At 52.1% G+C, this 24,824-nt stretch carries 31 protein-coding genes; 16 read left to right on the top strand and 15 right to left on the bottom strand.

Going from position 1 to position 24,824, the window contains the following annotated elements; translation table 11 throughout:
- Positions 1 to 156 precede the first annotated feature (156 nt).
- Both elbB and mtgA read left to right on the top strand, forming a co-directional pair.
- Positions 157 to 810 carry an isoprenoid biosynthesis glyoxalase ElbB gene (gene elbB / locus G4551_RS21310; protein WP_003839926.1) on the top strand — a complete coding sequence of 218 codons (654 nt, stop codon included), beginning with the start codon at positions 157 to 159 and terminating at the stop codon, positions 808 to 810.
- Positions 807 to 1,526: a monofunctional biosynthetic peptidoglycan transglycosylase gene (gene mtgA, locus G4551_RS21305; protein ID WP_003839927.1), complete on the top strand. Its 720-nt coding sequence runs from the start codon at positions 807 to 809 to the stop codon at positions 1,524 to 1,526. The genes elbB and mtgA overlap by 4 nt, the downstream gene beginning before the upstream one ends.
- Before the next feature lie 130 nt (positions 1,527 to 1,656).
- On the opposite strand, the gene npr is transcribed toward mtgA, so the two are convergent.
- The 11 genes from npr to G4551_RS21250 all read right to left on the bottom strand — a co-directional run bounded on the left by npr (position 1,657) and on the right by G4551_RS21250 (position 9,576).
- Positions 1,657 to 1,929: a PTS phosphocarrier protein NPr gene (gene npr, locus G4551_RS21300; RefSeq protein WP_003025086.1), complete on the bottom strand. Its 273-nt coding sequence runs from the start codon at positions 1,927 to 1,929 to the stop codon at positions 1,657 to 1,659.
- Entirely contained in the window at positions 1,926 to 2,780 is an 855-nt protein-coding gene (gene rapZ, locus G4551_RS21295) for an RNase adapter RapZ (protein WP_003025085.1), read from the bottom strand. The genes npr and rapZ overlap by 4 nt, the downstream gene beginning before the upstream one ends.
- A 45-nt stretch (positions 2,781 to 2,825) precedes the next feature.
- Positions 2,826 to 3,317, bottom strand: coding sequence for a PTS IIA-like nitrogen regulatory protein PtsN (ptsN, locus tag G4551_RS21290; RefSeq protein WP_003025083.1), 492 nt, complete (start codon positions 3,315 to 3,317; stop codon positions 2,826 to 2,828).
- An 83-nt stretch (positions 3,318 to 3,400) separates the two neighbouring features.
- Complete coding sequence (gene hpf / locus G4551_RS21285; protein ID WP_003025078.1) at positions 3,401 to 3,688, bottom strand: ribosome hibernation promoting factor; 288 nt, start codon at positions 3,686 to 3,688, stop codon at positions 3,401 to 3,403.
- 22 nt (positions 3,689 to 3,710) lie between these two features.
- Positions 3,711 to 5,144 carry an RNA polymerase factor sigma-54 gene (rpoN, locus tag G4551_RS21280; protein WP_003025074.1) on the bottom strand — a complete coding sequence of 478 codons (1,434 nt, stop codon included), beginning with the start codon at positions 5,142 to 5,144 and terminating at the stop codon, positions 3,711 to 3,713.
- A 46-nt stretch (positions 5,145 to 5,190) separates the two neighbouring features.
- Positions 5,191 to 5,916: an LPS export ABC transporter ATP-binding protein gene (gene lptB / locus G4551_RS21275; RefSeq protein ID WP_003025073.1), complete on the bottom strand. Its 726-nt coding sequence runs from the start codon at positions 5,914 to 5,916 to the stop codon at positions 5,191 to 5,193.
- A gap of 6 nt (positions 5,917 to 5,922) precedes the next feature.
- Positions 5,923 to 6,471 carry a lipopolysaccharide ABC transporter substrate-binding protein LptA gene (lptA, locus tag G4551_RS21270; protein ID WP_003839932.1) on the bottom strand — a complete coding sequence of 183 codons (549 nt, stop codon included), beginning with the start codon at positions 6,469 to 6,471 and terminating at the stop codon, positions 5,923 to 5,925.
- A complete protein-coding gene (lptC, locus tag G4551_RS21265; protein ID WP_003025068.1) occupies positions 6,440 to 7,015 on the bottom strand; it encodes an LPS export ABC transporter periplasmic protein LptC in 576 nt (191 codons plus the stop codon). Before lptC ends, lptA begins: the two co-directional genes overlap by 32 nt.
- Positions 7,012 to 7,578, bottom strand: a complete 567-nt coding sequence (gene kdsC, locus G4551_RS21260) for a 3-deoxy-manno-octulosonate-8-phosphatase KdsC (RefSeq protein ID WP_003839936.1) — start codon at positions 7,576 to 7,578, stop codon at positions 7,012 to 7,014. Before kdsC ends, lptC begins: the two co-directional genes overlap by 4 nt.
- A 20-nt stretch (positions 7,579 to 7,598) precedes the next feature.
- The gene (gene kdsD / locus G4551_RS21255) at positions 7,599 to 8,585 is read right to left on the bottom strand and encodes an arabinose-5-phosphate isomerase KdsD (protein ID WP_003839938.1); all 987 of its coding nucleotides are present in this window, start codon (positions 8,583 to 8,585) and stop codon (positions 7,599 to 7,601) included.
- A gap of 13 nt (positions 8,586 to 8,598) precedes the next feature.
- A complete protein-coding gene (locus G4551_RS21250; protein ID WP_003839941.1) occupies positions 8,599 to 9,576 on the bottom strand; it encodes a calcium/sodium antiporter in 978 nt (325 codons plus the stop codon).
- 215 nt (positions 9,577 to 9,791) lie between these two features.
- Here G4551_RS21250 and mlaF point away from each other — a divergent pair, with 215 nt between their 5' ends.
- The 7 genes from mlaF (at position 9,792) to murA (ending at position 14,640) form a co-directional block, all read left to right on the top strand.
- On the top strand, positions 9,792 to 10,592 hold the full coding sequence (mlaF, locus tag G4551_RS21245; RefSeq protein ID WP_003025057.1) for a phospholipid ABC transporter ATP-binding protein MlaF: 801 nt from the start codon (positions 9,792 to 9,794) through the stop codon (positions 10,590 to 10,592).
- 19 nt (positions 10,593 to 10,611) lie between these two features.
- Entirely contained in the window at positions 10,612 to 11,394 is a 783-nt protein-coding gene (mlaE, locus tag G4551_RS21240) for a lipid asymmetry maintenance ABC transporter permease subunit MlaE (protein ID WP_003025053.1), read from the top strand.
- Positions 11,395 to 11,398: 4 nt separating this feature from the next.
- A complete protein-coding gene (gene mlaD / locus G4551_RS21235) occupies positions 11,399 to 11,956 on the top strand; it encodes an outer membrane lipid asymmetry maintenance protein MlaD (RefSeq protein WP_003025050.1) in 558 nt (185 codons plus the stop codon).
- A gap of 18 nt (positions 11,957 to 11,974) precedes the next feature.
- Positions 11,975 to 12,610 carry a phospholipid-binding protein MlaC gene (gene mlaC, locus G4551_RS21230; protein ID WP_003025047.1) on the top strand — a complete coding sequence of 212 codons (636 nt, stop codon included), beginning with the start codon at positions 11,975 to 11,977 and terminating at the stop codon, positions 12,608 to 12,610.
- Complete coding sequence (mlaB, locus tag G4551_RS21225; RefSeq protein ID WP_003025045.1) at positions 12,610 to 12,903, top strand: lipid asymmetry maintenance protein MlaB; 294 nt, start codon at positions 12,610 to 12,612, stop codon at positions 12,901 to 12,903. The genes mlaC and mlaB overlap by 1 nt, the downstream gene beginning before the upstream one ends.
- A gap of 169 nt (positions 12,904 to 13,072) precedes the next feature.
- Positions 13,073 to 13,327 carry a BolA family iron metabolism protein IbaG gene (gene ibaG, locus G4551_RS21220; RefSeq protein ID WP_003025040.1) on the top strand — a complete coding sequence of 85 codons (255 nt, stop codon included), beginning with the start codon at positions 13,073 to 13,075 and terminating at the stop codon, positions 13,325 to 13,327.
- Between the two features lie 53 nt (positions 13,328 to 13,380).
- Complete coding sequence (murA, locus tag G4551_RS21215) at positions 13,381 to 14,640, top strand: UDP-N-acetylglucosamine 1-carboxyvinyltransferase (RefSeq protein ID WP_003839949.1); 1,260 nt, start codon at positions 13,381 to 13,383, stop codon at positions 14,638 to 14,640.
- 56 nt (positions 14,641 to 14,696) lie between these two features.
- Here murA and sfsB read toward each other — a convergent pair whose 3' ends face one another.
- Together sfsB and ispB are read right to left on the bottom strand one after the other, a co-directional pair.
- Positions 14,697 to 14,981, bottom strand: coding sequence for a DNA-binding transcriptional regulator SfsB (gene sfsB, locus G4551_RS21210; RefSeq protein WP_003839952.1), 285 nt, complete (start codon positions 14,979 to 14,981; stop codon positions 14,697 to 14,699).
- Positions 14,982 to 15,203: 222 nt separating this feature from the next.
- On the bottom strand, positions 15,204 to 16,175 hold the full coding sequence (gene ispB / locus G4551_RS21205) for an octaprenyl diphosphate synthase (protein ID WP_003839953.1): 972 nt from the start codon (positions 16,173 to 16,175) through the stop codon (positions 15,204 to 15,206).
- Between the two features lie 258 nt (positions 16,176 to 16,433).
- Here ispB and rplU point away from each other — a divergent pair, with 258 nt between their 5' ends.
- The 4 genes from rplU (at position 16,434) to cgtA (ending at position 19,303) form a co-directional block, all read left to right on the top strand.
- Positions 16,434 to 16,745, top strand: coding sequence for a 50S ribosomal protein L21 (rplU, locus tag G4551_RS21200; RefSeq protein ID WP_003025032.1), 312 nt, complete (start codon positions 16,434 to 16,436; stop codon positions 16,743 to 16,745).
- Positions 16,746 to 16,764: 19 nt separating this feature from the next.
- Complete coding sequence (rpmA, locus tag G4551_RS21195) at positions 16,765 to 17,022, top strand: 50S ribosomal protein L27 (protein ID WP_003025030.1); 258 nt, start codon at positions 16,765 to 16,767, stop codon at positions 17,020 to 17,022.
- A 127-nt stretch (positions 17,023 to 17,149) separates the two neighbouring features.
- On the top strand, positions 17,150 to 18,115 hold the full coding sequence (locus G4551_RS21190; protein ID WP_003839955.1) for a DMT family transporter: 966 nt from the start codon (positions 17,150 to 17,152) through the stop codon (positions 18,113 to 18,115).
- A 15-nt stretch (positions 18,116 to 18,130) separates the two neighbouring features.
- Positions 18,131 to 19,303, top strand: a complete 1,173-nt coding sequence (gene cgtA, locus G4551_RS21185) for an Obg family GTPase CgtA (protein ID WP_003025024.1) — start codon at positions 18,131 to 18,133, stop codon at positions 19,301 to 19,303.
- A 92-nt stretch (positions 19,304 to 19,395) separates the two neighbouring features.
- Here cgtA and dacB read toward each other — a convergent pair whose 3' ends face one another.
- Positions 19,396 to 20,829 carry a serine-type D-Ala-D-Ala carboxypeptidase gene (gene dacB / locus G4551_RS21180; RefSeq protein WP_003839958.1) on the bottom strand — a complete coding sequence of 478 codons (1,434 nt, stop codon included), beginning with the start codon at positions 20,827 to 20,829 and terminating at the stop codon, positions 19,396 to 19,398.
- A 248-nt stretch (positions 20,830 to 21,077) separates the two neighbouring features.
- On the opposite strand from dacB, the gene greA reads away from it, so the two are divergent.
- Positions 21,078 to 21,554 (top strand): transcription elongation factor GreA, encoded by a 477-nt coding sequence (gene greA / locus G4551_RS21175; protein WP_003025019.1) that lies wholly within the window; start codon positions 21,078 to 21,080, stop codon positions 21,552 to 21,554.
- A gap of 153 nt (positions 21,555 to 21,707) precedes the next feature.
- Here greA and yhbY read toward each other — a convergent pair whose 3' ends face one another.
- Positions 21,708 to 22,001: a ribosome assembly RNA-binding protein YhbY gene (gene yhbY / locus G4551_RS21170; protein WP_003025016.1), complete on the bottom strand. Its 294-nt coding sequence runs from the start codon at positions 21,999 to 22,001 to the stop codon at positions 21,708 to 21,710.
- A gap of 125 nt (positions 22,002 to 22,126) precedes the next feature.
- On the opposite strand from yhbY, the gene rlmE reads away from it, so the two are divergent.
- The gene (rlmE, locus tag G4551_RS21165) at positions 22,127 to 22,756 is read left to right on the top strand and encodes a 23S rRNA (uridine(2552)-2'-O)-methyltransferase RlmE (protein ID WP_003025015.1); all 630 of its coding nucleotides are present in this window, start codon (positions 22,127 to 22,129) and stop codon (positions 22,754 to 22,756) included.
- Between the two features lie 99 nt (positions 22,757 to 22,855).
- Positions 22,856 to 24,790, top strand: coding sequence for an ATP-dependent zinc metalloprotease FtsH (gene ftsH / locus G4551_RS21160; RefSeq protein ID WP_003025013.1), 1,935 nt, complete (start codon positions 22,856 to 22,858; stop codon positions 24,788 to 24,790).
- The last annotated feature ends 34 nt before the right edge of the window (positions 24,791 to 24,824 follow it).

Raw genomic sequence — 24,824 nt, 5'->3', positions numbered from 1 at the left:
ATTGTTTACAAGGGCGCAGCCCTAATTTTCAGGCCGCACGCAGTTAAGATAGCAAATCTTAAATAATTTGTTACATGAATCAGTTAAATGTGTGAAGCGTAGCATTTAAATCATAATAACTAATATGTTTCAGCCAGTTGAGAAAGGAGTATCACGATGAAAAAAGTGGGTGTAGTGCTCAGTGGATGCGGCGTGTATGACGGTGCAGAGATCCATGAAACTGTTCTCACGCTTCTGGCCATTGCCCGCAACGGCGCTCAGGCCGTCTGCTTTGCTCCGGATAAACAGCAAGCGGATGTGATTAACCATCTGACCGGCGAGCCGATGCTGGAAACGCGTAATGTACTGATTGAAGCCGCACGTATAACACGCGGTGAAATTCGCCCGCTCGCTCAGGCAGTCTCAGCGGAACTGGATGCGTTGATCGTGCCGGGCGGGTTTGGTGCGGCCAAAAATCTGAGCAATTTTGCCAGTCAGGGCAGCGAATGCCGGGTTGATAGCGACTTAGCCGCGCTGGCGGTGGCCATGCATCAGGCGGGTAAGCCGCTGGGATTTATGTGCATTGCGCCCGCTATGTTACCTAAAATTTTTGATTTCCCGCTGCGTCTGACCATCGGTACTGATATCGATACGGCAGAGGTGCTGGAAGAGATGGGCGCTGAACATGTGCCTTGTCCGGTTGATGACATTGTCGTCGATGAAGACAATAAAATCGTCACCACGCCCGCCTATATGCTGGCGCAGGACATTGCTCAGGCTGCGAGTGGCATCGATAAACTGGTATCGCGTGTGCTGGTGCTGGCTGAATGAGAACAGGAGTTACCGCCTTTCTGCGACGTATCTTTCTGCGGGCGGTCATTGTCCTCGGCGTATTCTGGGGCGGAGGCATCGCACTTTTCAGCGTGATGCCTGTACCTTTCTCGGCGGTGATGGTTGAACGGCAACTGGGCGCATGGCTGTCCGGTGATTTTGGTTATGTGGCGCACTCAGACTGGGTGAGCATGGACGAGATTTCACCTTGGATGGGACTGGCCGTCATTGCCGCGGAGGACCAGAAGTTTCCCGAGCACTGGGGATTCGATGTCTCCGCCATAGAGAAAGCGCTGGCACACAATGAACGCAATGAAAACCGTATTCGCGGGGCGTCGACGTTATCGCAACAGACGGCGAAAAACCTCTTTCTGTGGGATGGACGTAGCTGGGTACGTAAAGGTCTTGAAGCCGGGCTAACGCTGGGTATGGAAACCGTCTGGAGCAAGAAACGTATTCTGACCGTTTACCTGAATATCGCTGAGTTTGGCGATGGGATTTTTGGCGTGGAGGCGGCGGCGCAGCGCTATTTCCATAAGCCTGCCAGTCGGTTGAGTCTGTCTGAAGCGGCCTTGCTGGCGGCGGTATTACCTAATCCTTTGCGTTTTAAAGCGAATGCGCCTTCTGGTTATGTGCGTAGCCGCCAGGCGTGGATCATGCGTCAAATGCGCCAGTTAGGCGGTGAGTCGTTTATGCGGGAAAATAAGTTGTATTAGTCGCTACTGTCGCTGTTTTTGTTGGCCTGATTTAAGTGCAGCGCATCAGGCACAATACGACACAATGGCATTGCCGGATGCGGCGTAAACGCCTTATCCGACCTACTGGCTACGTGTTAAAACCACTTGACTAATCTTCATCAAAACCTGAATTAAACAGGGCAACCACTGCGGCAAGGGCTTCAACTTCCTGCGGACCCGTGGCTTCAACTTCTATCTGACGCCCTTTGGCTGAATCCAGCATCAGCAGAGCGATAACGCTGTTGGCCTCGGCTTCCGTTCCTTCATCATTACGCAGCAAAACTTCTGCTTCGAAACCCTGCATCAATTCAAACAGTTTCATAGCTGGACGGGCATGCATGCCCAGCTTATTAGTGATTTCAACGGTTTGCTTCACGGTCATGATTTACGTTTTTCCAGCGTACGATGGCGTGACTGCACGTTTTTACCGCGTGAGCGGAAGTAGTCTGCCAGCTGCTCTGCAATATACACCGAACGGTGCTTCCCGCCGGTACAACCGATGGCTACGGTGAGATAGCTACGGTTGTTGGTCTCCAGCATGGGTAACCATAGCTCAAGATAGCTGCGCGTCTGGTAGATAAAATTGTGTACTTCTGTGTGCCTGTCGAGGAACGCGGCGACGGGGCGGTCAAGACCGGTCATTGGGCGCAGCTTCGGATCCCAGTGCGGGTTAGGCAGGAAGCGCACGTCAAAGACGTAATCCGCGTCAATCGGGATACCGTGTTTGAAACCAAAGGATTCGAAAACCATCGTCAATTCACGTTCACGTTTGCCCAACAGTCGGGTACGCAACATTTCCGCCAGTTCGTGTACGGACATTTCGGAGGTATCAACGATCAGGTCAGCGCGAGAGCGCAAAGGCTCAAGCAAATCGCTTTCCTTATCGATAGCGCTTTCCAGAGACAAGTTCTTGCTGGAGAGTGGGTGCAGGCGACGCGTGTCACTGTAGCGACGAATCAGCGTGTTACGGTCAGCATCAAGGAACAGCAGCTGTGGTGAGAAGCCTTCAGGCAGATTGTTCATTGCCTGCTCGAAAATCTCCGGGGACTCAGGCATGTTGCGCACATCAATGCTGACGGCCGCAGAAATCTGGCGATCGGCCAGAGTACGAGCCAGATCGGGCAACAGCACTACGGGAAGGTTATCCACGCAGTAAAAACCCATATCTTCCAGCGCACGCAGAGCGACAGATTTACCTGACCCTGAACGGCCGCTGACGATCATCAGTACCATGTACTGTTTCTCCTCACAACGACAAAAAAGGATGCCATTGGGTTGTTATGCTTCATCCTGTCCACCTTCGGTGTCCGTGATGATTTGATACAACTCCTGGTCACTCTGTGCGGCGCGCAGACGACGACAGATGGTTTTATCCGCCAGACGTTTTGCGACCAGTGACAACGTATGCAAATGCGTCTTGGTTTGGTCCGCCGGAACCAGCAGGGCGAACAGCAGATCGACTGGCTGATTATCAATAGCGTCGAAGGCGATAGGCGTTTCAAGTTGCACAAACACACCAACCGCGCGCATCGTGTCTTCTTCCAGCTTTCCATGCGGGATAGCAATACCATTACCGATGCCGGTACTGCCCATTTTTTCACGCGTCAGAATGGCCTCAAATACCACCTGAGAAGGCAAGCTGAGCTGTTTTGCCGCCAGTTCACTAATGATTTCCAGTGCGCGTTTCTTGCTTTGGCAGTGAACACCTGCGCGTGTACATTCCTGGTTAAGAACAGTGCTCAGTTGTAGAGTCGTATCGTTATTTGTCATAATTTCACCTAAGCGCTAACTGTACAAATGGCCTGTTGTGCTACACAACAGGCCGTCCTGCACCCGCTAACTGCCCGGACAAGTTAGTGCTGTTTCAGTTTATCTTTATGTTTTGTTAACTGCCGAGCCAGTTTATCAATTAAACCGTCAATGGCTGCGTACATATCCTGACCTTCCGCGCTGGCATGAATTTCGCCACCGTTCACATGCAGCGTTGCATCCGAGATATGTGTAACCTTCTCCACTTTCAACACAATATAGACCTGATTAATCCGGTCGAAATATTGTTCAAGCTTGGCAAATTTTGTATTAACAAAATCGCGCAGGGCTTCAGTGATTTCGACGTTGTTTCCAGTGATGTTGAGCTGCATAGTGTCTTCCTTATCGGTTGGGTCAGACCAGCTGTTTGCGCTGGTTAGACGGCGGAATGGATAAAGACTCTCGGTACTTCGCAACGGTGCGGCGTGCCACCATGATACCCTGTTCTGACAGCATAGAGGTTAACTTGCTGTCACTCAGTGGTTTCGCGGGGTTTTCCGCAGCAATTAATTTCTTCACCAGCGCACGGATCGCCGTGGATGAGGCTTCGCCTCCACCTTCAGTATTAACGTGACTGGAAAAGAAATACTTCAATTCAAAAATGCCGCGCGGACTGTGCAGATACTTTTGCGTGGTCACACGGGAAATGGTCGATTCGTGCATCTCGACGGCCTGGGCGATATCCGCCAGCACCATCGGTTTCATAAACTCTTCGCCTTGCTCAAAGAAGGCTTGCTGTTGTTCAACGATGCAACGACTTACGCGCAGCAGTGTATCATTGCGGCTTTCCAGGCTTTTAATCAGCCACTTCGCATCCTGTAGATTGCTACGGATAAACTGACTGTCGGCATCGTTGCGCGCGCTATTGCACATAGCGGCGTAGTGCTGGTTAATCTGCAGTCGTGGGATGCTGTCGCTGTTGAGTTCGACCACCCAGCGATCGTTATGCTTACGCACCAGCACATCCGGAATAACGTATTCTGGTTCGCCAGTCTGGATCGACTGCCCAGGCCTTGGATCCAGTGACTGAATAAGATTGACGGCTTCTTTTAGCACGTCTTCTTTCAGTCGGGTCACGCGCATCAGCGTGCGGAAGTCATGGTTGGCTAACAGATCGAGATGATCGCTGATGATCAGGCGCGCTTCTTCCAGCCACGGTGTGGCTTTATCAAACTGCGAAAGTTGGATCAGTAAGCAGTCGCGGAGATCTTTGGCGGCCACGCCTACGGGATCAAAGCGCTGAACGCGTTTAAGCACGGCTTCGATTTCGTCCATACCGACGTCGTCATCGCCCATGCTTTCGAGAATATCGTCCAGGGTCACGGTGAGATAACCGGTTTCGTCTACCGCATCCACAATGGATGTCGCAATGGCGCGATCGGTATCCGAGAACGGGGTCAGTTCCACTTGCCACATCAGGTAATCCTGTAGTGATTGCGTGGTCTCACCCTGATACACAGGCAGCTCGTCGTCGATGTAATCTCCGCTGGTGCCCGAAGGCGTCCCGGCGGTGTAAATTTCATCCCAACTGGCATCAAGTGGCAGCTCCTCAGGCATCTCTTTTTGTTCGAGAGCATCGGCGGTGTCGAGGGTTTCGCTGTCCTGTTTTTCCTGGGTATCAATTTCGTCGTGAAGATCGGTTTGCTCGAGCAGTGGGTTACTTTCCAGCGCTTGCTGAAGTTCTTGCTGAAGTTCCAGCGTGGACAGCTGCAACAGACGGATAGCCTGTTGTAGCTGAGGCGTCATCGCCAGTTGTTGGCTAAGCCTGAGTTGCAAACCTTGCTTCATGTTCAGAGTTGTTTTCTCCTGCGGTGACGTGAAGTCTTCTACCCTATCAGAGTCTGAAGTCTTCCCCAAGGTATACGCGCTTAACGTGCTCATCCTGCAGTATTTCTGTTGGCGTGCCGTGCGCGATCAGGTGCCCCTGACTCACGATATAGGCGCGCTCACACACTGCCAGCGTTTCGCGGACGTTATGGTCGGTAATCAGCACGCCAAGGCCGCTGTCGCGCAGGTGTTCGATGATCCGTTTGATATCAATAACGGAAATCGGGTCAACACCGGCAAACGGTTCATCCAGCAGGATAAATTTCGGATTAGCGGCCAGTGCGCGGGCGATCTCCACGCGGCGTCGTTCACCACCGGAGAGCGACTGCCCCATACTGTCACGCAGGTGCTCGATGTGGAATTCTTCCATCAGCTCGTTGGCGCGATCTTCCCGCTGCTCGCTGGTCAGATCGTCACGAATTTGCAGTACCGCCATCAGGTTATCAAACACGCTCAGGCGACGGAAAATCGATGCTTCCTGCGGTAAGTAGCCGATGCCGCGACGCGCGCGCGCATGCAGAGGCAGCAGGCTGATGTCTTCGTCATCAATGATAATGTTACCCGCATCGCGCGGGACAATGCCGACCACCATGTAAAAGGTTGTTGTCTTGCCTGCACCGTTAGGACCGAGCAGACCGACGATCTCCCCGGAGTTGACGGTCAGACTGACATCTTCCACCACACGACGGCCTTTATAGGCTTTTGCAAGGTTCTTTGCAGTTAATGTTGCCATAACGAATCAGTTACCTTTTTTCTCTGCCGGAGCCTTGTTTTTGTCCTGCAACTGCGACGGAACCAGAACGGTGGTGACGCGTTTGCCTTTATCGCTGAAGGCCTGCATTTTCTGCTCTTTTACCAGATAGGTGATCTTATCGCCCGTGATGTTGCTATCGAGCTGTTCCAGATACGCCTTGCCGGTTAGCACGACAAAGTCTTTCGCCAGTTCATAGTGCATCTGCGAGGCGCGGCCTTTAACCGGTTTACCGTTGTCCTGCATCTGGTAAAACGTCGCTGGATTGCCATAGCCGTCAATCACTTCTTTGCCGTCTTCGCCGCCAGGACGGGTCACGACGACTTTATCGGCGTTAATTTTGATGGTGCCCTGAGTCACAATCACGTTGCCAGTAAACGTTACCACGTTGCCCTGCATATCCAGGGACTGCTGGTCCGACTCAATGTGAATCGGCTGCTCGGTATCGCCGGTGACGGCAAATGCCGGAATGCTGGCGACCAGAAGTGAGCTGGCAAGTACAAGATTAAGGCTGAGTTTGTTTGTTTTGGATTTCATATGAGGTTCTAACCTTTTCAATCAGCTCGGCGTTCTTGCTGCGTAAGTTGCCGCGCATCTTCAGTCCGCTGGAGTTAAATGTTGTGCCATACAACGTCACCAGATCATCGGAAGTGACATCTTGTGTCACCAGGTTAATCTGCGCGTTATCGGTCGTAATTCTGCGTAGTTGAGAGTCAGGCACCAGGGCGTTAACCTCAACATGGCCGTACAGATACAGCATCCGATCGTTGGTCAATTTGGCTTTATCGGCCTTGATCGTCCAGGTCGGTACTTTATCCTTATCAAATGTGGTTAATACTGGTTGAGTAAACCACGAAACCGCTTGTTCCGAATAATATTCAACGTGTTGTGCGATCAAGTGATAGCTCAGCGCGCCTTCCGGACTATACACGACGGTATCAGTATGTTCGCTCTTATAGGTTGGCTCGTTGTTATTGACGACGACCTGAGCGGTGTCCTCTTTGTCTGCCAGATTAATACCAATCATCACAAGGACAGCCAGCGACAGTAGAATGATAACCCAACGTCTGGTTTTGCTCATATCGATTGCCCTTTGGCCTCGTCCAGTTTGCCCTGCGCCAGGAGTAATAAATCGCAGACTTCACGCACAGCGCCACGTCCCCCATTAATACGGGTGACATAATCGGCCCGTGGGATCAGCAAAGGGTGGGCATCTGCCACCGCGACGCTCAATCCCACTTGTGCCATCACCGGCCAGTCGATCAGGTCATCGCCAACGTAGGCGACATTCTCCGGTGCGATCGCCAGTTTGCTAAGGAGATCGCCAAAGGCAATCAGTTTGTCTGGCTGCCCCTGATACAGGTGGGTGATCCCCAAAGTGGCACAGCGATCTTCTACAAGTTTAGCCTTTCGTCCGGTAATAATGGCAACCTCAATACCGGAAGTGAGCGCACAGCGAATTCCGTAACCATCGCGGACGTTAAAAGCCTTCAGCTCTTCACCGTTGTTGCCCATATAAATCAGACCATCAGACAGTACGCCATCCACATCCAGGATCAGCAAACGGATGTTTTCTGCCCGGGTGATAACGTCTGCGCTGACGGGTCCATAACAGGTCGCAAGCGACGCACCTGCTTTACTCATTTTCGTTATCCTTGAGTTTCTTACACTACACCTGCACGTAGCAGATCATGCATATGTAACACACCGAGTAACTGGTCGCCATCAGCAACCATTACCGAGGTGATATGGCGGGACTGCATTAAGTTCAGGGCATCGACGGCAAGAATACCCGGACGCACGCGAATGCCTCCAGGGGTCATCACATCGGCAATGCCTAACTGGCGTACATCAACGCCCATATCGAAGACACGACGTAAATCACCATCGGTGAAAATACCGTCAATCCTCATGGCATCATCGCAAATGACGGTCATGCCGAGATTTTTACGCGTGATCTCAATTAAGGCGTCACGCAGGCTGGCGTTTTTGGTTACATGCGGGATCTCGTCGCCCGTATGCATAATATCGTTAACGCGCAGTAAAAGCTTACGGCCCAGTGCCCCACCGGGATGAGACAACGCAAAATCTTCCGCGGTAAAGCCGCGCGCTTTTAATAATGCCACCGCAAGGGCATCGCCCATCACCAGTGTTGCTGTCGTGCTGCTGGTCGGCGCCAGGCCTAACGGACAAGCTTCCTTGGGCACTTTAACACACAGATGCACATCTGCTGCACGCGCCATACTGCTTTCCGGACGACCGGTCATGCAGATAAGCGGTACATGAAGACGTTTTAATACCGGGATCAGCGCCGCTATCTCATTGGATTCACCGGAGTTAGAGATGGCGATGACCACATCCTGCGGCGAGACCATACCCAGATCGCCATGTGCAGCTTCGCCTGGGTGTACAAAAAATGAGGGGGTGCCGGTGCTGGCAAATGTGGCTGCCATTTTCCGCCCGATATGGCCGGATTTCCCCATTCCCATCACCACGACTTTGCCCGGGCAACTGAATATTTTCTCGCATGCGAGGGTAAAATTTTGGTTGATGTACTGATCAAGCTCCGCCAGGCCTTCACGTTCAATTGCCAGGACTTCCTTGCCTGCTTGCTGAAAGTCAAAACCCGGTTGCAACTCTAAGTGCGACATAATGCGTTTCCAGTTATCCAACGAGAAGTGGCGATAACCAATACAGCATCGCCAGCCATATGATAAAACCGCCGGTCAGCAGCGCGCCCGCGCCGCGACCAATCTGGCGCGGACGTCGCCAGCAGAGTAATGCAAAAATAACGCTCACCAGCAGCATGACGCTGTAGTCCCGGACGAAGGCCATAGGATTGACTTCGCCCGGCGTAATCAGCGCCGGTAGCCCGAGGACGATAACAATATTAAAAATGTTCGCGCCGATAATGTTACCGACGGCAATATCGTTTTCACCTTTACGCAGACCCGCAATCGCCGTTGCCAGTTCCGGCAGGCTGGTACCAATGGCGACCACCGTCAACCCGATGGTGAGTTCGCTCATGGCGAAATAGTTCGCCAGTACGGTAGCGTTATCTACCACCATACGCGTAGCCATAGGCATAATAATCAGCGCAATACCCAACCACAAAAATGCGACGGGTAACCCGCCTTCGCGCGGCAGCTCAGCTATCTGCTCGCGTGTCAGGCTGTCATTGCCTTGTCGCTCGGCCAGACGGGCGATTTTAACAATGAATAGCAGCCATAGCACGGCCAGGAGCAGAAGAAAGAAACCGTCGCTGCGGCTCAACTGCCCGTCATATAGGACGGATGCAGCTAAAATACTTACCAGCAACATTAGCGGTAATTCACGACGCAGAACATCAGAATGCACGGTAAAAGGATGAATCAGCGCCGACAGGCCTAAAATAAGCAGAATGTTGGTGATGTTAGAACCTATGGCGGTCCCGACAGCCAGATCGAGTTGCCCATTCATCGATGCGGCAACGGAGACAATGATCTCGGGTAACGACGTACCAATGCTGACCACGGTCATTCCGATGATAATGGGTGGAATACCGACGTTTCGACATAAAATGGATGCGGCAAATACCAGACGGTCGGCACCGTAGACCACCAGAAGTAAACCAATTATTAACAGCGCCGTCGCTAAAAGCATCTAAAGTCCTTTCTTCAGGTATACTCGCCGGTCCTCTTGAAGGATCTTCTGGAAGCCGTAACGAAGTCTTAATTTTGACTTTATGCGGCTAAAAAGTAAAACAAATGCCAGCTTTCGCTAACCAGGACAGGCAATAATCTGTAAATATGTTGAGTTCAGGGCTAAATTGAGCGCCAAACTCTTCGATCAATAAGGCAATAGTAAAGGATGAATCAATGGGGCAGTCTGTGGCGAATCTAGTCGATATGCGCGATGTCAGCTTTTCCCGGGGTGACCGCTGCATCTTTGATAATATTTCCCTGACGGTACCGCGCGGTAAAGTGACGGCAATCATGGGGCCATCAGGCATCGGCAAAACGACGCTGTTGCGTCTGATTGGCGGACAGATCTCACCGGATAAGGGCGAGATTCTGTTTGACGGTGAGAACGTCCCGGCCATGTCCCGTTCGCGTTTATTTACCGTGCGTAAGCGCATGAGTATGCTGTTTCAGTCAGGTGCGCTATTTACCGACATGAATGTGTTTGACAACGTTGCGTACCCTCTGCGCGAGCATACGACGTTGCCAGCGCCGTTGCTGAAGAGCACGGTGATGATGAAGCTCGAGGCCGTCGGTCTGCGGGGTGCGGCCAAATTAATGCCTTCTGAATTATCCGGCGGGATGGCGCGCCGCGCTGCGTTAGCGCGTGCTATCGCGCTGGAGCCTGACCTCATTATGTTTGATGAGCCGTTCGTCGGTCAGGATCCCATCACCATGGGCGTGCTGGTGAAGTTGATTTCAGAACTGAACAGTGCGCTGGGTGTCACCTGTGTGGTGGTATCCCATGATGTGCCTGAAGTACTGAGTATTGCGGATTACGCCTATATAATGGCGGACAAAAAAATAGTGGCCTACGGTAGTGCTCAGGCACTACAAGAAAATGCCGATCCGCGCGTACGCCAGTTCCTTGACGGCATTGCCGATGGACCGGTTCCGTTCCGTTACCCGGCGGGTGACTACCATATCGATTTACTCTAAACAGGGAGTTAAGCCACCCATGTTGTTAAATGCGCTGGCATCACTCGGACATCGGGGAATAAAAACCCTCAGGACGTTCGGGCGAGCCGGATTAATGTTGTTCAATGCGGTTGTCGGCAAACCGGAGTTTCGCAAACATGCGCCGCTGCTGATACGCCAGCTTTATAATGTCGGTGTCTTATCGATGCTGATCATTATTGTGTCAGGCGTATTCATCGGTATGGTGTTGGGATTGCAGGGATACCTGGTGCTGACGACCTACAGTGCGGAAACCAGCCTCGGTATGCTGGTGGCGCTGTCATTGTTACGTGAGCTGGGGCCGGTTGTTGCGGCGCTGCTGTTTGCCGGGCGGGCCGGATCGGCCTTAACTGCAGAGATTGGCCTGATGAGAGCGACCGAGCAGCTTTCCAGCCTGGAAATGATGGCCGTCGATCCACTGCGCCGGGTGATCTCTCCGCGTTTTTGGGCCGGTGTCATTTCATTGCCGCTGCTAACGATTATATTTGTCGCCGTGGGGATCTGGGGTGGTTCACTGGTTGGCGTAAGCTGGAAGGGTATTGATGCGGGCTTTTTCTGGTCGGCTATGCAAAATGCCGTCGACTGGCGTCTGGACCTGGTCAACTGTCTGATTAAGAGCGTGGTGTTCGCCATTACGGTCACCTGGATTGCATTGTTCAATGGTTATGATGCGATCCCGACCTCTGCCGGGATTAGCCGGGCAACGACACGCACCGTTGTGCACGCCTCTCTTGCCGTTCTGGGGCTGGATTTTGTGCTGACCGCACTGATGTTTGGGAATTGAGTTCATGCAAACGAAAAAAAATGAAATTTGGGTCGGGTTATTCCTGCTGGTTGCGCTGCTGGCTGCGCTGTTTGTCTGCCTGAAGGCGGCGAACGTTACCTCAATGCGTACTGAACCGACTTACACGATTTATGCGACCTTTGATAATATCGGCGGCCTGAGAGAGCGTTCTCCGGTGCGGATTGGCGGGGTGGTAGTTGGACGCGTATCGGACATCTCGTTAGATCCGAAAACGTACCTGCCGCGCGTGACGCTGGAAATCGAATCGCGTTTTAACCATATTCCTGACACCAGTTCTCTGAGCATCCGTACTTCCGGTCTGCTGGGCGAACAGTATCTGGCATTGAACGTGGGTTTTGAAGATCCTGAGCTGGGAACGTCTATCCTCAAAGATGGTGGTACGATTCAGGACACGAAATCCGCGATGGTGCTGGAAGATATGATTGGTCAGTTCCTTTACAACAGCAACAGCAAAGGTGATGACAATAAGAATTCTGGCGATGCGCCAGCCGCAACTGAAGGCAATAATGAAGCCACTACGCCTGCGGGCGCAACGAAATAATATCAGGAGAATCGACGTATGTTTAAACGATTGATGATGGTGGCTATGCTGGTGATTGCTCCACTTAGCGCGGCAACCGCAGCAGACCAGACTAACCCGTACAAACTGATGGATGAGGCGGCGCAAAAGACCTTTGACCGTCTGAAGAACGAGCAACCAAAAATCCGTTCCAACCCCGATTACCTGCGTCAGGTCGTCGATCAGGAACTGCTGCCTTATGTGCAGGTTAAGTATGCCGGCGCGCTGGTGCTGGGCCGTTACTACAAAGATGCGACTCCTGCCCAACGTGAAGCCTATTTTGCTGCATTCCGTGAATATCTGAAGCAGGCTTACGGCCAGGCACTGGCGATGTACCACGGCCAGACCTATCAGATTGCCCCTGAGCAGCCGTTGGGTGATGCGACCATCGTACCTATCCGCGTAACCATTATCGATCCAAACGGTCGTCCTCCGGTACGTCTGGATTTCCAGTGGCGTAAAAACTCCCAGACCGGTAACTGGCAGGCGTATGACATGATCGCCGAAGGCGTAAGTATGATCACCACCAAACAAAATGAGTGGAGCGACCTGCTGCGTACCAAAGGTATTGATGGCCTGACGGCACAGCTGAAATCTATTTCTCAGCAGAAAATCACTCTGGAAGAGAAAAAATAATGACGCAGTCACTCACCTGGACGCGCGAAGGCGACAAGCTGGTGCTGGTGGGAGAGCTGGATCAGGACGTGTTAAATCCCTTATGGGATGCGCGAATTGAGGCGATGAAAGGGGTATCCTGCATCGATCTGAACCAGGTATCCCGGGTAGATACCGGCGGTCTGGCGTTACTGTTGCATCTGATTAATCAAGGCAAGCAGCAGGGAAACAGCGTTTCGCTCACTGGTGTTAACGATAAAGTGTACACGCTGGCGCAGCTTTACAATTTGCCTGACGACGTCCTTCCGCGTTAATTTTTCCAGGCCGGATAAGGTCTTGTGCCGCTATCCGGCAAAACCCCTGAGGGGGATCTGCCACTAAAGCCTTGTCTGATTTATCAGCGAGGCTTTTTGCTTATTTATGACAGCGCCACTTTGCTCTAAGATGTTGGGCTGTTTTCACTATCTGACGAATGAAGAGCCCATGGAAAATAATGAAATTCAGAGCGTGCTGATGAATGCACTCTCCCTCCAGGAAGTCCACGTTTCTGGCGACGGCAGTCACTTTCAGGTTATTGCCGTGGGTGAGATGTTTGAAGGCATGAGCCGGGTCAAGAAGCAGCAATCGGTCTATGGCCCGTTGATGGAGTACATTGCGGACAACCGCATTCATGCCGTGTCGATTAAGGCGTTTACCCCAGCGGAATGGGCGCGCGATCGCAAACTTAACGGTTTTTGAGCTACGGGTGATGTGCCGGTAGCGAAGATAAATTCTAAACAGAGAACAGAATAATGGATAAATTTCGTGTTCAGGGGCCAACCAAGCTCCAGGGCGAAGTCACAATTTCAGGCGCTAAAAACGCCGCACTGCCGATCCTGTTTGCGGCGCTGCTGGCTGAAGAACCTGTAGAGATCCAAAACGTCCCGAAACTGAAGGACGTTGACACATCAATGAAGCTGTTGAGCCAGTTGGGTGCGAAAGTTGAGCGTAATGGTTCCGTGCACATTGATGCGCGTGATGTGAACGTCTTCTGTGCGCCGTACGATCTGGTGAAAACCATGCGTGCATCCATTTGGGCGCTCGGGCCGCTGGTTGCCCGCTTTGGTCAGGGCCAGGTTTCACTGCCGGGCGGCTGCACCATCGGCGCGCGTCCGGTGGACCTGCACATTACCGGTCTGGAGCAGTTAGGCGCGACTATCAAGCTGGAAGAAGGCTATGTGAAAGCGTCCGTTGATGGCCGTCTGAAAGGCGCGCATATTGTCATGGACAAAGTGAGCGTCGGTGCGACTGTCACCATCATGTGTGCAGCAACGCTTGCCGAAGGCACCACCATCATCGAAAACGCTGCGCGCGAGCCGGAGATTGTGGATACCGCGAACTTCCTGATTGCGCTGGGCGCGAAGATCACTGGCCAGGGCACCGATCGTATTACGATCGAAGGCGTTGAGCGTCTCGGCGGCGGTGTGTATCGCGTTCTGCCAGACCGCATCGAAACCGGTACCTTCCTGGTGGCGGCGGCAATTTCTCGTGGCAAAATTATCTGCCGTAATGCACAACCGGACACACTGGATGCCGTTCTGGCGAAACTGCGTGATGCGGGTGCGGATATCGAAGTCGGCGACGACTGGATCAGCCTTGATATGCACGGCAAACGTCCGAAAGCGGTTAATGTGCGTACTGCGCCGCATCCGGCGTTCCCTACCGATATGCAGGCCCAGTTCACGCTGCTGAACCTGGTGGCAGAAGGGACCGGCTTCATCACGGAAACCGTGTTTGAGAACCGCTTTATGCACGTGCCTGAGCTGAGCCGTATGGGCGCTCACGCAGAAATCGAAAGCAATACCGTGATTTGCCACGGCGTGGAAACACTCTCAGGCGCACAGGTTATGGCGACCGATCTGCGTGCATCTGCAAGTTTAGTGCTGGCAGGTTGTATTGCTGAAGGTACAACAGTGGTCGATCGTATTTATCACATCGATCGCGGCTATGAGCGCATCGAAGATAAACTGCGTGCGCTGGGCGCAAACATTGAGCGCGTGAAAGGCGAGTAATCGTCAACGTCTCTTGTAACCCCCAGTTCAGTTGGCCGGGGGTTACAGCTCAATGTTCATTCCGGATTCTTTTTCTCTCTGCGACTCCTCATCATCCGCGTTCTGTCGATGAACTCATGCGTTTTGGCATCGTGATAGCGTGACGGCCAAATCACCCAGGGATCAGTTCCCAGTGCCCGGGCGATAATCAACTCACCTTTTGGCCATGGTCTCGTTAACGCATTTGCCAGCGTTGATGAACTCAATCCATTTTTACGTGATTCAGCGGCCATTGAGGTCCCTTTCTTGCGCAGTCCGGCGATGATGTCGGCCGGATGCCAGTCAATCAGCTTGTTTTCCATAAATTCATCTCTCCTTTGGTTAACGACTTACGGTTCCACGATCGGTTGTGGCGACACTATAACGCCCGAAGAACGAATGTTCTAAAATGTTCATGTAAAGTGTCTGTATATTCAGAATATGCCAAGGTTCTGCGTGATTATCCGGAGGAGAGTGGGGGGGTTACTAGAACTTATAAAAAAATCCCGTGCAGAGCACGGGATGAGGGAGGATGCTGTAGGGAATTAACGGTCGCGCTGTACGGCGATATGTGCCAGACCAATCAGCGCTTCTCTCCACGGCGTATCAGGCAGCACCTGCAACGCAGCGATGGCCTTATCAGCCTCTTCTTCTGCACGTTGGCGCGTCCACTCCAGGGAACCACAGGCGTTCATCGCTTCCAGAACCGGCTCCAGAAGGTGACGACCATTACCTTGCTCAATGGCCTGGCGGATCATTAGCGCTTGTTCTGGAGTACCGTGGCGCATGGCATGCAGCAGCGGCAGCGTAGGTTTACCCTCGTTGAGGTCATCACCGACGTTTTTACCCAGCTGCTCGCCATCTGCGCTGTAATCCAGCAAATCGTCAATTAACTGGAAAGCTGTACCGAGATAACGGCCATAATCCTGCAACCCTTTTTCTTGTTCTTCGCTACAGCCAGCCAGAATGCCTGAACATTGGGCTGCCGCTTCAAACAACCGCGCCGTCTTACTGTAGATGACGCGCATATAGTTTTCTTCGGTGATGTCTGGGTCGTTGACGTTCATCAGCTGCAAGACTTCACCTTCGGCGATGACGTTGACTGCTTTCGACATGACTTCCAGCACTTTCAACGAGCCAAGGCTGGTCATCATCTGAAATGCGCGGGTATAGATAAAATCGCCAACCAGCACGCTGGCCGCATTACCAAACGCCGCATTTGCCGTAGCTTTCCCACGGCGCATGTCTGACTCATCCACAACATCATCGTGCAGCAGGGTCGCTGTGTGGATAAACTCGATGAGGGCCGCAATCGTAACGTGCGCATTTTCCTGGTAACCAACGGCCCGCGCTGCGAGGACGGCGATCATTGGGCGAATGCGTTTTCCGCCACCGCTAACGATGTAGTACCCCAGTTGATTGATCAACTGAACGTCAGAATTGAGCTGTTCAAGGATTGTCGCATTGACCCCCGCCATATCTTGCGCGGTTAACTCATTGATTTTTTCTAAATTCATCGCAAAAGCCGGGCTTCTCGCCCCGATTACCTTACTGTATGAGAAGGTAACGTCGGGTTTAGGGTTATAAATATATGCTGATTGTACTGAAAAAACGCCGTAGATAAACGTTACCGTACGTGTTGTGTTTTTTTTCTTCATGTATTGACGGTAGCACTTGTCAAAGGCTCGCGTTTTGCGTAATATTCGCGCCCTATTGTGAATATTTATAGCGCACTCTGAATCATCAAAAAGGTGTGCGCGGAAGCGGAGTTTTTTATGTACGCGGTTTTCCAAAGTGGTGGTAAACAACACCGAGTAAGCGAAGGTCAGACCGTTCGCCTGGAAAAGCTGGACATCGCAACTGGCGAATCTGTTGAATTCGCAGAAGTTCTGATGATCGCAAACGGTGAAGAAGTCAAAATCGGCGTTCCTTTCGTTGATGGCGGCGTTATCAAAGCTGAAGTTGTTGCTCACGGTCGTGGCGAGAAAGTTAAAATTGTTAAGTTTCGTCGTCGTAAACACTACCGTAAGCAGCAGGGCCATCGTCAGTGGTTCACTGATGTGAAAATCACTGGCATCAGCGCTTAAGTTAAGGGGAGCAGATTAAATGGCACATAAAAAGGCTGGCGGCTCGACTCGTAACGGTCGCGATTCAGAAGCTAAACGTCTGGGCGTAAAACGCTTCGGCGGTGAAACAGTTCTGGCTGGTAGCATCATCGTTCGTCAACGTGGTACTAAATTCCACGCTGGCTCTAACGTTGGTTGCGGCAAAGACCACACTCTGTTTGCTAAAGCAGACGGTAAAGTGAAATTTGAAGTGAAAGGCCCGAAAAACCGTAAATTCATCAGCATCGTTGCTGAATAAGTTTTTCGCGTCCCGGTAACGGATAAAAGCCCCGCAACACGTTGCGGGGCTTTTTACATTCGACGGCCGGTAAATACGCTCGTCACGCCGTGACAACCCGGAAACGAGCCCTTGCAGGGAATACGGCATGAAGCAACAGGCAGGCATTGGTATTCTGTTAGCACTCACAACGGCAGTATGTTGGGGGGCTTTGCCAATAGCAATGAAGCAAGTGCTGGAGGTGATGGAGCCTCCTACCGTGGTGTTCTACCGTTTTTTAATGGCAAGCGTTGGCCTTGGCGCTATTCTTGCGGTTAAAAAAAAGCTCCCTCCATTGCGTATTTTTCGCAAAGCGCGTTGGCTGGTGTTGCTGGCTATCGCAACCGGTGGGCTGTTCGGTAACTTCATTCTGTTTAGTTCATCCTTGCAGTATTTGAGCCCAACGGCTTCGCAGGTTATCGGTCAGCTGTCACCGGTTGGTATGATGATCGCTAGCGTCTTTATCCTGAAAGAAAAGATGCGCGGCACGCAGGTGATTGGCGCCATTATGCTTCTGAGCGGCCTGGTCCTGTTTTTTAATACCAGTCTGATCGAAATTTTTACCCGACTCACCGATTACACCTGGGGCGTTATCTTTGGTGTCGGTGCGGCGATGGTCTGGGTGAGCTATGGGGTCGCACAAAAGGTGTTATTGCGCCGCCTGGCATCACCGCAGATCCTGTTTTTACTGTACACTTTATGTACGATTGCGTTGTTGCCGCTGGCTAAACCCGGTGTCATCACGCAGCTCAGCGACTGGCAGCTGGCATGCCTGATATTCTGCGGCCTGAATACGCTGGTAGGATACGGCGCTCTTGCGGAAGCGATGGCGCGTTGGCAGGCGGCGCAGGTGAGCGCTATTATCACGCTCACACCGCTGTTTACGTTGTTATTTTCAGATTTATTATCACTGGCCTGGCCCGATTTCTTCGCCAGACCGATGCTAAACCTATTAGGTTATCTCGGTGCGTTTATCGTGGTTGCGGGCGCGATGTATTCCGCCATTGGTCATCGAATTTGGGGCGGTTTACGTAAGCATGAAACGGTGGTTTCGCAACCCCGCTCAGGCGAATGATTTACGGAGAGTAAAATGAAGTTTGTTGATGAAGCATCGATTCTGGTCGTTGCAGGTGATGGCGGTAATGGTTGCGTCAGCTTCCGCCGCGAAAAGTACATCCCAAAAGGCGGTCCGGACGGTGGTGATGGTGGTGACGGTGGTGACGTTTGGCTGGAAGCCGACGAAAACCTGAACACGCTGATCGATTACCGTTTTGAAAAATCATTCCGTGCGGAACGTGGTCAGAATGGCGCGAGCCGTGATTGCACCGGTAAGCGTGGCAAAGACGTCACGATTAAAGTGCCTGTTGGTACGCGTGTTATCGATCAGGGCACGGGCGAAACCATGGGCGACATGACCAAACACGGTCAGCGTCTGATGGTCGCTAAAGGCGGCTGGCATGGTCTGGGCAACACCCGTTTCAAATCATCGGTTAACCGTACTCCGCGTCAGAAAACAATGGGTACGCCGGGTGATAAGCGCGATCTGATGCTGGAGCTGATGCTGCTGGCAGACGTGGGTATGCTGGGTATGCCAAATGCTGGGAAATCGACGTTTATCCGTGCAGTATCTGCGGCGAAGCCGAAAGTCGCTGATTATCCGTTCACCACCCTGGTGCCGAGCCTGGGCGTGGTGCGTATGGACAACGAAAAGAGCTTCGTGGTTGCCGACATTCCGGGTCTGATTGAAGGTGCGGCTGAAGGCGCAGGCCTGGGTATCCGCTTCCTGAAACATCTGGAACGTTGCCGCGTGTTGCTGCACCTCATCGATATCGATCCGATTGACGGTTCCGATCCGGTAGAAAACGCACGTATCATTATTGGCGAACTGGAAAAATACAGTCAGGATCTGGCATCTAAACCGCGCTGGTTAGTGTTCAACAAAATTGATTTGATGGACAAGGCTGAAGCGGAAGAGAAAGCGAAAGCGATCGCCGAAGCGCTGGGCTGGGAAGGTAAATATTACCTGATCTCTGCCGCCAGCCAACTGGGCGTGAAGGATCTTTGCTGGGATGTGATGACCTTTATCATCGAGAACCCGATTGTTCAGGCTGAAGAAGCGAAACAGCCAGAGAAAGTTGAGTTCATGTGGGATGATTATCACCGCCAGCAGCTCGCTGAAGTCGAAGACGAAGCGGAAGATGACTGGGATGACGATTGGGACGAAGAAGACGACGAAGGCGTCGAGTTCATCTACAAGCGTTAATCGCATGAAAAACCCCGGCCATGTTGCCGGGGTTTTTGTTTCCAGTTTGCGTAGGCCGGATAAGCGTAAGCGCCATCCGGCATCTTCAAAATCTAGTTATTCTGATAAATGTCTTTGTACAACCGGCTCTCGAAGCGCACCAACGGAATACGGCGATTACGCTGGTCAGCCGGCTCTACCGCATAACCAGACAAATACTGCACGAATGCCATGCGTTGGCCGCTTGCCGTGGTAATGAAGCCAGCAAGGTTATAGACTCCTTGCAGCGAGCCTGTCTTCGCCGATACTTTGCCATCCACACCAGCCTGATGCAGACCCGCACGGTATTGCAGGGAGCCGTCGTGCCCCGCCAGCGGCAGCATAGTGATAAAGTTCAGCTCGTTATCGTGTTGAGCGATATATTGCAGCACCTGCATCATGGTCGCCGGGGCAATCAGGTTATGCCGGGAGAGGCCTGAACCGTCGGCAATAATGGTGTTGCCGATATCAACGCCCGCCTGCTGACGCAAAATCTGGCGTACGGCATCAGAACCCGCCCGCCAGGTGCCTGGCACGTTAAATCGGACATGACCAATCATACGGAAAACGGTATCGGCAATCATGTTGTCCGATTTTTTCAGCATAATCTTAAGCAGGTCATGCAGTGGCGCTGACTGCTTACTGGCGACCACCGTTCCCGGCTCGTTGACCAGCGTCTGGCGCAGCAGCGTACCGCTGTAGGTGATACCTGCTTGTTTTAGCTCATCTTTGATAATCGCCCCGGCATAGCTGGCTCCGTCCTGAATGGCGAACGCCAGCGGCAGCGGATCGGCTCGTTGGGGCAGGCATCCGGTTAGCGTATAGCGGTTGAGATCGCCGGGAACCACATCCAGTTCACAATATTGCGCTTCCGCAGAACCTCGGGCGAGAGTACGCACCTGACTGAACATGGTGACCGGGTAATAAGATGCCACGCGAATAAAGGCGAGATCGTTGGGTTTTTGCGCGCTGTAGAGTGAAACCGAGAAACAGTTTCTATCGACAATAGCCGCTGCGGGCGGTGCGCTAAAACACTGCGTCATGTCGTTCCAGGGCCAACCGGGCGCTTTATCATGACTGGCGAAAATAGAGGTGTCGATCAGGACATTTCCGGCAATTTGCGTCACGCCTGATTTTTTCAGGGTTGCCACCATATTGCGAATATCCTGGCGTTTTAGCGTCGGATCAGCACCAAATCGTGCCACTAAGTCACCTTTCAATACGCCGCCTTCCACGTTGCCTTTAGTCTCAAGCGTAGTGGTAAAACGAAAGTCAGGCCCGAGCTGAATCAATGCCGCCAGCGCGGTGATCACTTTCTGGGTACTGGCCGGCAGCGCCATCTGCTGGCTATGAAAATCAATAGCGGGTGCAGGTGCGCCAACCTTCTGTACCATAAGGGCGAGGTTGGCCCCGGCAGGGAGCTGATTGATATACTCGTCGACGTTCGCAGCCTGAACACTGAACGCTATACTGGCAGTCAATCCGATGGTAAATCTGGAAAATCGCATAATCTCGCGCTAACAACCTGGAAACAGGCCGTCATACTACGGCGCAACGCCCCAAAAAGTAAACGATGACCCATAAGGAACTCCAGGGTAAAATGATCATCAAATAGAGAATTGTAGCTGACCTGGGACCTTGAGCCCCGGGTCGGTATTTTTTTGCTTCTGACTCTGGCATGACATTCGCCAGGGTGGGCTTAGCAGCCGGGGTGAGAGCAACTGCCCCCTACAGGAATGTTCAAGAGGTATAACAAATGCAAGCTATCCCGATGACCTTACGTGGTGCTGAAAAACTGCGCGAAGAGCTGGATTTTCTGAAATCTGTGCGCCGTCCTGAAATTATTGCCGCTATCGCTGAAGCGCGTGAGCACGGTGACCTGAAAGAGAACGCGGAGTATCACGCGGCGCGCGAACAGCAGGGTTTCTGCGAAGGACGCATTAAAGATATCGAGGCTAAACTGTCCAACGCGCAGGTAATCGACGTTACTAAAATGCCGAACAATGGCCGCGTTGTTTTCGGCGCGACGGTTACTGTGTTGAATCTTGATAACGATGAAGAGCAGACCTGGCGTATTGTCGGCGATGATGAAGCCGATTTTAAACAGAACCTGATTTCAGTGAACTCGCCTATCGCTCGTGGCCTTATCGGTAAAGAGCAGGATGACGTCGTGGTTATCAAAACGCCGGGCGGCGAAGTGGAATATGAAGTGACGAAAGTAGAATACCTGTAATTCGCATCTTGGTTAAGATGTTGATACATTGTAAAGAAAGGAAAAAGGCCGCATAGCGGCCTTTTATCAACGAAGAGAGCGTGGCATTTTGCTCTCCTGCTAGCGGAAAACCCCGCGTTTTACACAAACTTCGTGTTCAACTTTGGGATATTCTTAGCGTGGCAGCGAGATTTTACGTTCTTTAGTCGGGCGATACAGTACCAGCGTTTTGCCGATGACCTGCACATTACAGGCGCCGGTTTCGCGTACGATAGCTTCCACGATCAAGGTTTTAGTATCGCGATCTTCCGAGGCGATTTTCACCTTGATAAGTTCATGGTGCTCTAACGCTTGTTCAATCTCGGCCAGTACCCCTTCGGTCAAACCATTGTTGCCAAGCATAACTACAGGCTTGAGCGGATGTGCCAGACCTTTCAGGTGCTGTTTTTGTTTAGTACTCAGATTCATCGTATATTTTTGCTTACGTTGGGATTGAAAACGGGTCATTCTACCGCCATCTCCCATATATCACCAAATAGCTGTGTAGAAATTTACACCATTGGTTACGATGAACTGCCCTTTGGGAATGTGAAATGACAGGTAAAAAGCGTTCTGCCAGCTCGAGTCGCTGGCTTCAGGAACACTTTAGCGATAAATATGTTCAACAGGCGCAGAAAAAGGGGTTACGTTCCCGTGCCTGGTTTAAACTTGATGAAATACAGCAAAGTGACAAAATTTTTAAACCGGGGATGACGATAGTTGATCTCGGAGCTGCACCCGGTGGCTGGTCGCAATATGCAGTTACGCAGATCGGCAACACCGGCCGCATTATCGCTTGCGATCTTTTACCTATGGATCCAATCGTTGGTGTGGACTTCCTTCAGGGCGACTTTCGTGATGAATTAGTCCTGAAAGCGTTACTTGAACGCGTAGGTGACAGTAAAGTACAAGTTGTCATGTCTGATATGGCGCCAAATATGTGTGGAACACCGGCGGTGGATATTCCCCGGGCCATGTATCTGGTAGAGCTGGCGCTTGGAATGGCTCGTGATGTATTAGCGCCAGGTGGTAGTTTTGTAGTGAAGGTGTTCCAGGGCGAAGGCTTCGATGAGTATCTAAGAGAGATTCGCTCCCTGTTTACGAAGGTCAAAGTTCGTAAGCCGGACTCTTCTCGCGCCCGTTCGCGTGAAGTGTATATTGTAGCGACCGGGCGTAAACCATAACCGGCAGATTTCAAACGAAAGTTTGAAAGAAACTGGATATAGAGTATCCTGACGCTGTTTTTAACACAGTTGTAATATGAGGTTAATCCCTTGAGTGACATGGCGAAAAACCTAATTCTCTGGCTGGTCATTGCCGTTGTGCTGATGTCAGTATTCCAGAGCTTTGGGCCCAGCGAGTCTAATGGCCGTAAGGTTGATTACTCTACCTTCCTGCAAGAGGTCAATCAGGACCAGGTTCGTGAAGCGAAGATCAACGGACGTGAGATTAACGTTACCAAGAAAGATAGTAACCGTTACACGACCTACATCCCGGTTAACGATCCGAAGCTGCTTGATAACCTGCTGACCAAAAACGTCAAGGTTGTTGGCGAACCACCTGAAGAGCCGAGCCTGCTGGCTTCTATCTTCATTTCCTGGTTCCCAATGCTGCTGCTGATTGGTGTCTGGATCTTCTTCATGCGTCAGATGCAGGGCGGTGGTGGCAAAGGTGCCATGTCGTTCGGCAAGAGCAAAGCGCGCATGCTGACGGAAGATCAGATCAAAACGACTTTTGCTGACGTTGCGGGTTGTGACGAAGCAAAAGAAGAAGTCGCTGAGCTGGTTGAGTATCTGCGCGAACCGAGCCGTTTCCAGAAACTGGGCGGTAAAATCCCGAAAGGCGTCCTGATGGTCGGTCCTCCGGGTACGGGTAAAACCCTGCTGGCGAAAGCTATCGCTGGTGAAGCGAAGGTTCCATTCTTCACAATTTCCGGTTCTGATTTCGTGGAAATGTTCGTGGGTGTCGGTGCATCTCGTGTGCGTGACATGTTCGAACAAGCCAAAAAAGCGGCACCGTGCATCATCTTCATCGATGAAATCGACGCCGTAGGCCGCCAGCGTGGCGCAGGTCTGGGCGGTGGTCACGATGAACGTGAACAGACGCTGAACCAGATGCTGGTTGAGATGGACGGCTTCGAGGGTAACGAAGGTATTATCGTTATCGCAGCGACTAACCGTCCGGACGTTCTTGACCCTGCGCTGCTTCGTCCAGGCCGTTTCGACCGTCAGGTTGTGGTTGGTCTGCCGGACGTTCGCGGTCGTGAACAGATCCTGAAAGTGCATATGCGTCGCGTGCCGCTGTCTCCGGATATCGATGCGGCAATCATTGCACGTGGTACGCCTGGCTTCTCCGGTGCGGACCTCGCGAACCTGGTCAACGAAGCGGCACTGTTTGCTGCTCGTGGCAACAAGCGCGTAGTGTCGATGGTTGAGTTCGAAAAAGCGAAAGACAAAATCATGATGGGTGCGGAACGTCGCTCCATGGTGATGACGGAAGCGCAGAAAGAATCTACCGCGTATCACGAAGCAGGCCACGCGATTATCGGTCGCCTGGTGCCGGAACACGATCCGGTGCACAAAGTGACGATTATCCCGCGCGGTCGTGCGCTGGGTGTGACCTTCTTCCTGCCTGAAGGCGATGCAATCAGCGCCAGCCGTCAGAAACTGGAAAGTCAGATCTCCACATTGTACGGTGGCCGTCTCGCGGAAGAGATCATCTACGGTGCTGAACATGTTTCTACCGGTGCGTCGAACGACATTAAAGTCGCGACTAACCTGGCGCGTAACATGGTTACTCAGTGGGGCTTCTCCGATAAACTCGGTCCGTTGCTGTACGCTGAAGAAGAAGGCGAAGTGTTCCTGGGACGTTCTGTGGCGAAAGCGAAACACATGTCCGATGAAACCGCTCGCATTATCGATCAGGAAGTTAAACTGCTGATTGAGCGTAACTATGACCGTGCACGTCGTTTGCTGAACGAAAACATGGACATTCTGCACTCGATGAAAGATGCGCTCATGAAATATGAGACTATCGATGCGCCGCAGATTGACGATCTGATGGCTCGCCGCGATGTGCGTCCGCCTGCGGGTTGGGAAGAACCGGGTTCTTCTAACAACAACTCTGGCAGCACCGGCAAGCCGAGTGCACCGCGTCCGGTTGATGAACCGCGTGCGCCGGACTCTGGCACTATGTCAGAGCAGCTGGGCGACAAATAAGTTATCGTAGATGATGACCGTGTTTTAATTGAAA

Source organism: Citrobacter freundii ATCC 8090 = MTCC 1658 = NBRC 12681 (genome assembly GCF_011064845.1).
Taxonomy (GTDB): domain Bacteria; phylum Pseudomonadota; class Gammaproteobacteria; order Enterobacterales; family Enterobacteriaceae; genus Citrobacter; species Citrobacter freundii.
This window is presented reverse-complemented; position numbering and strand designations above follow the sequence as displayed.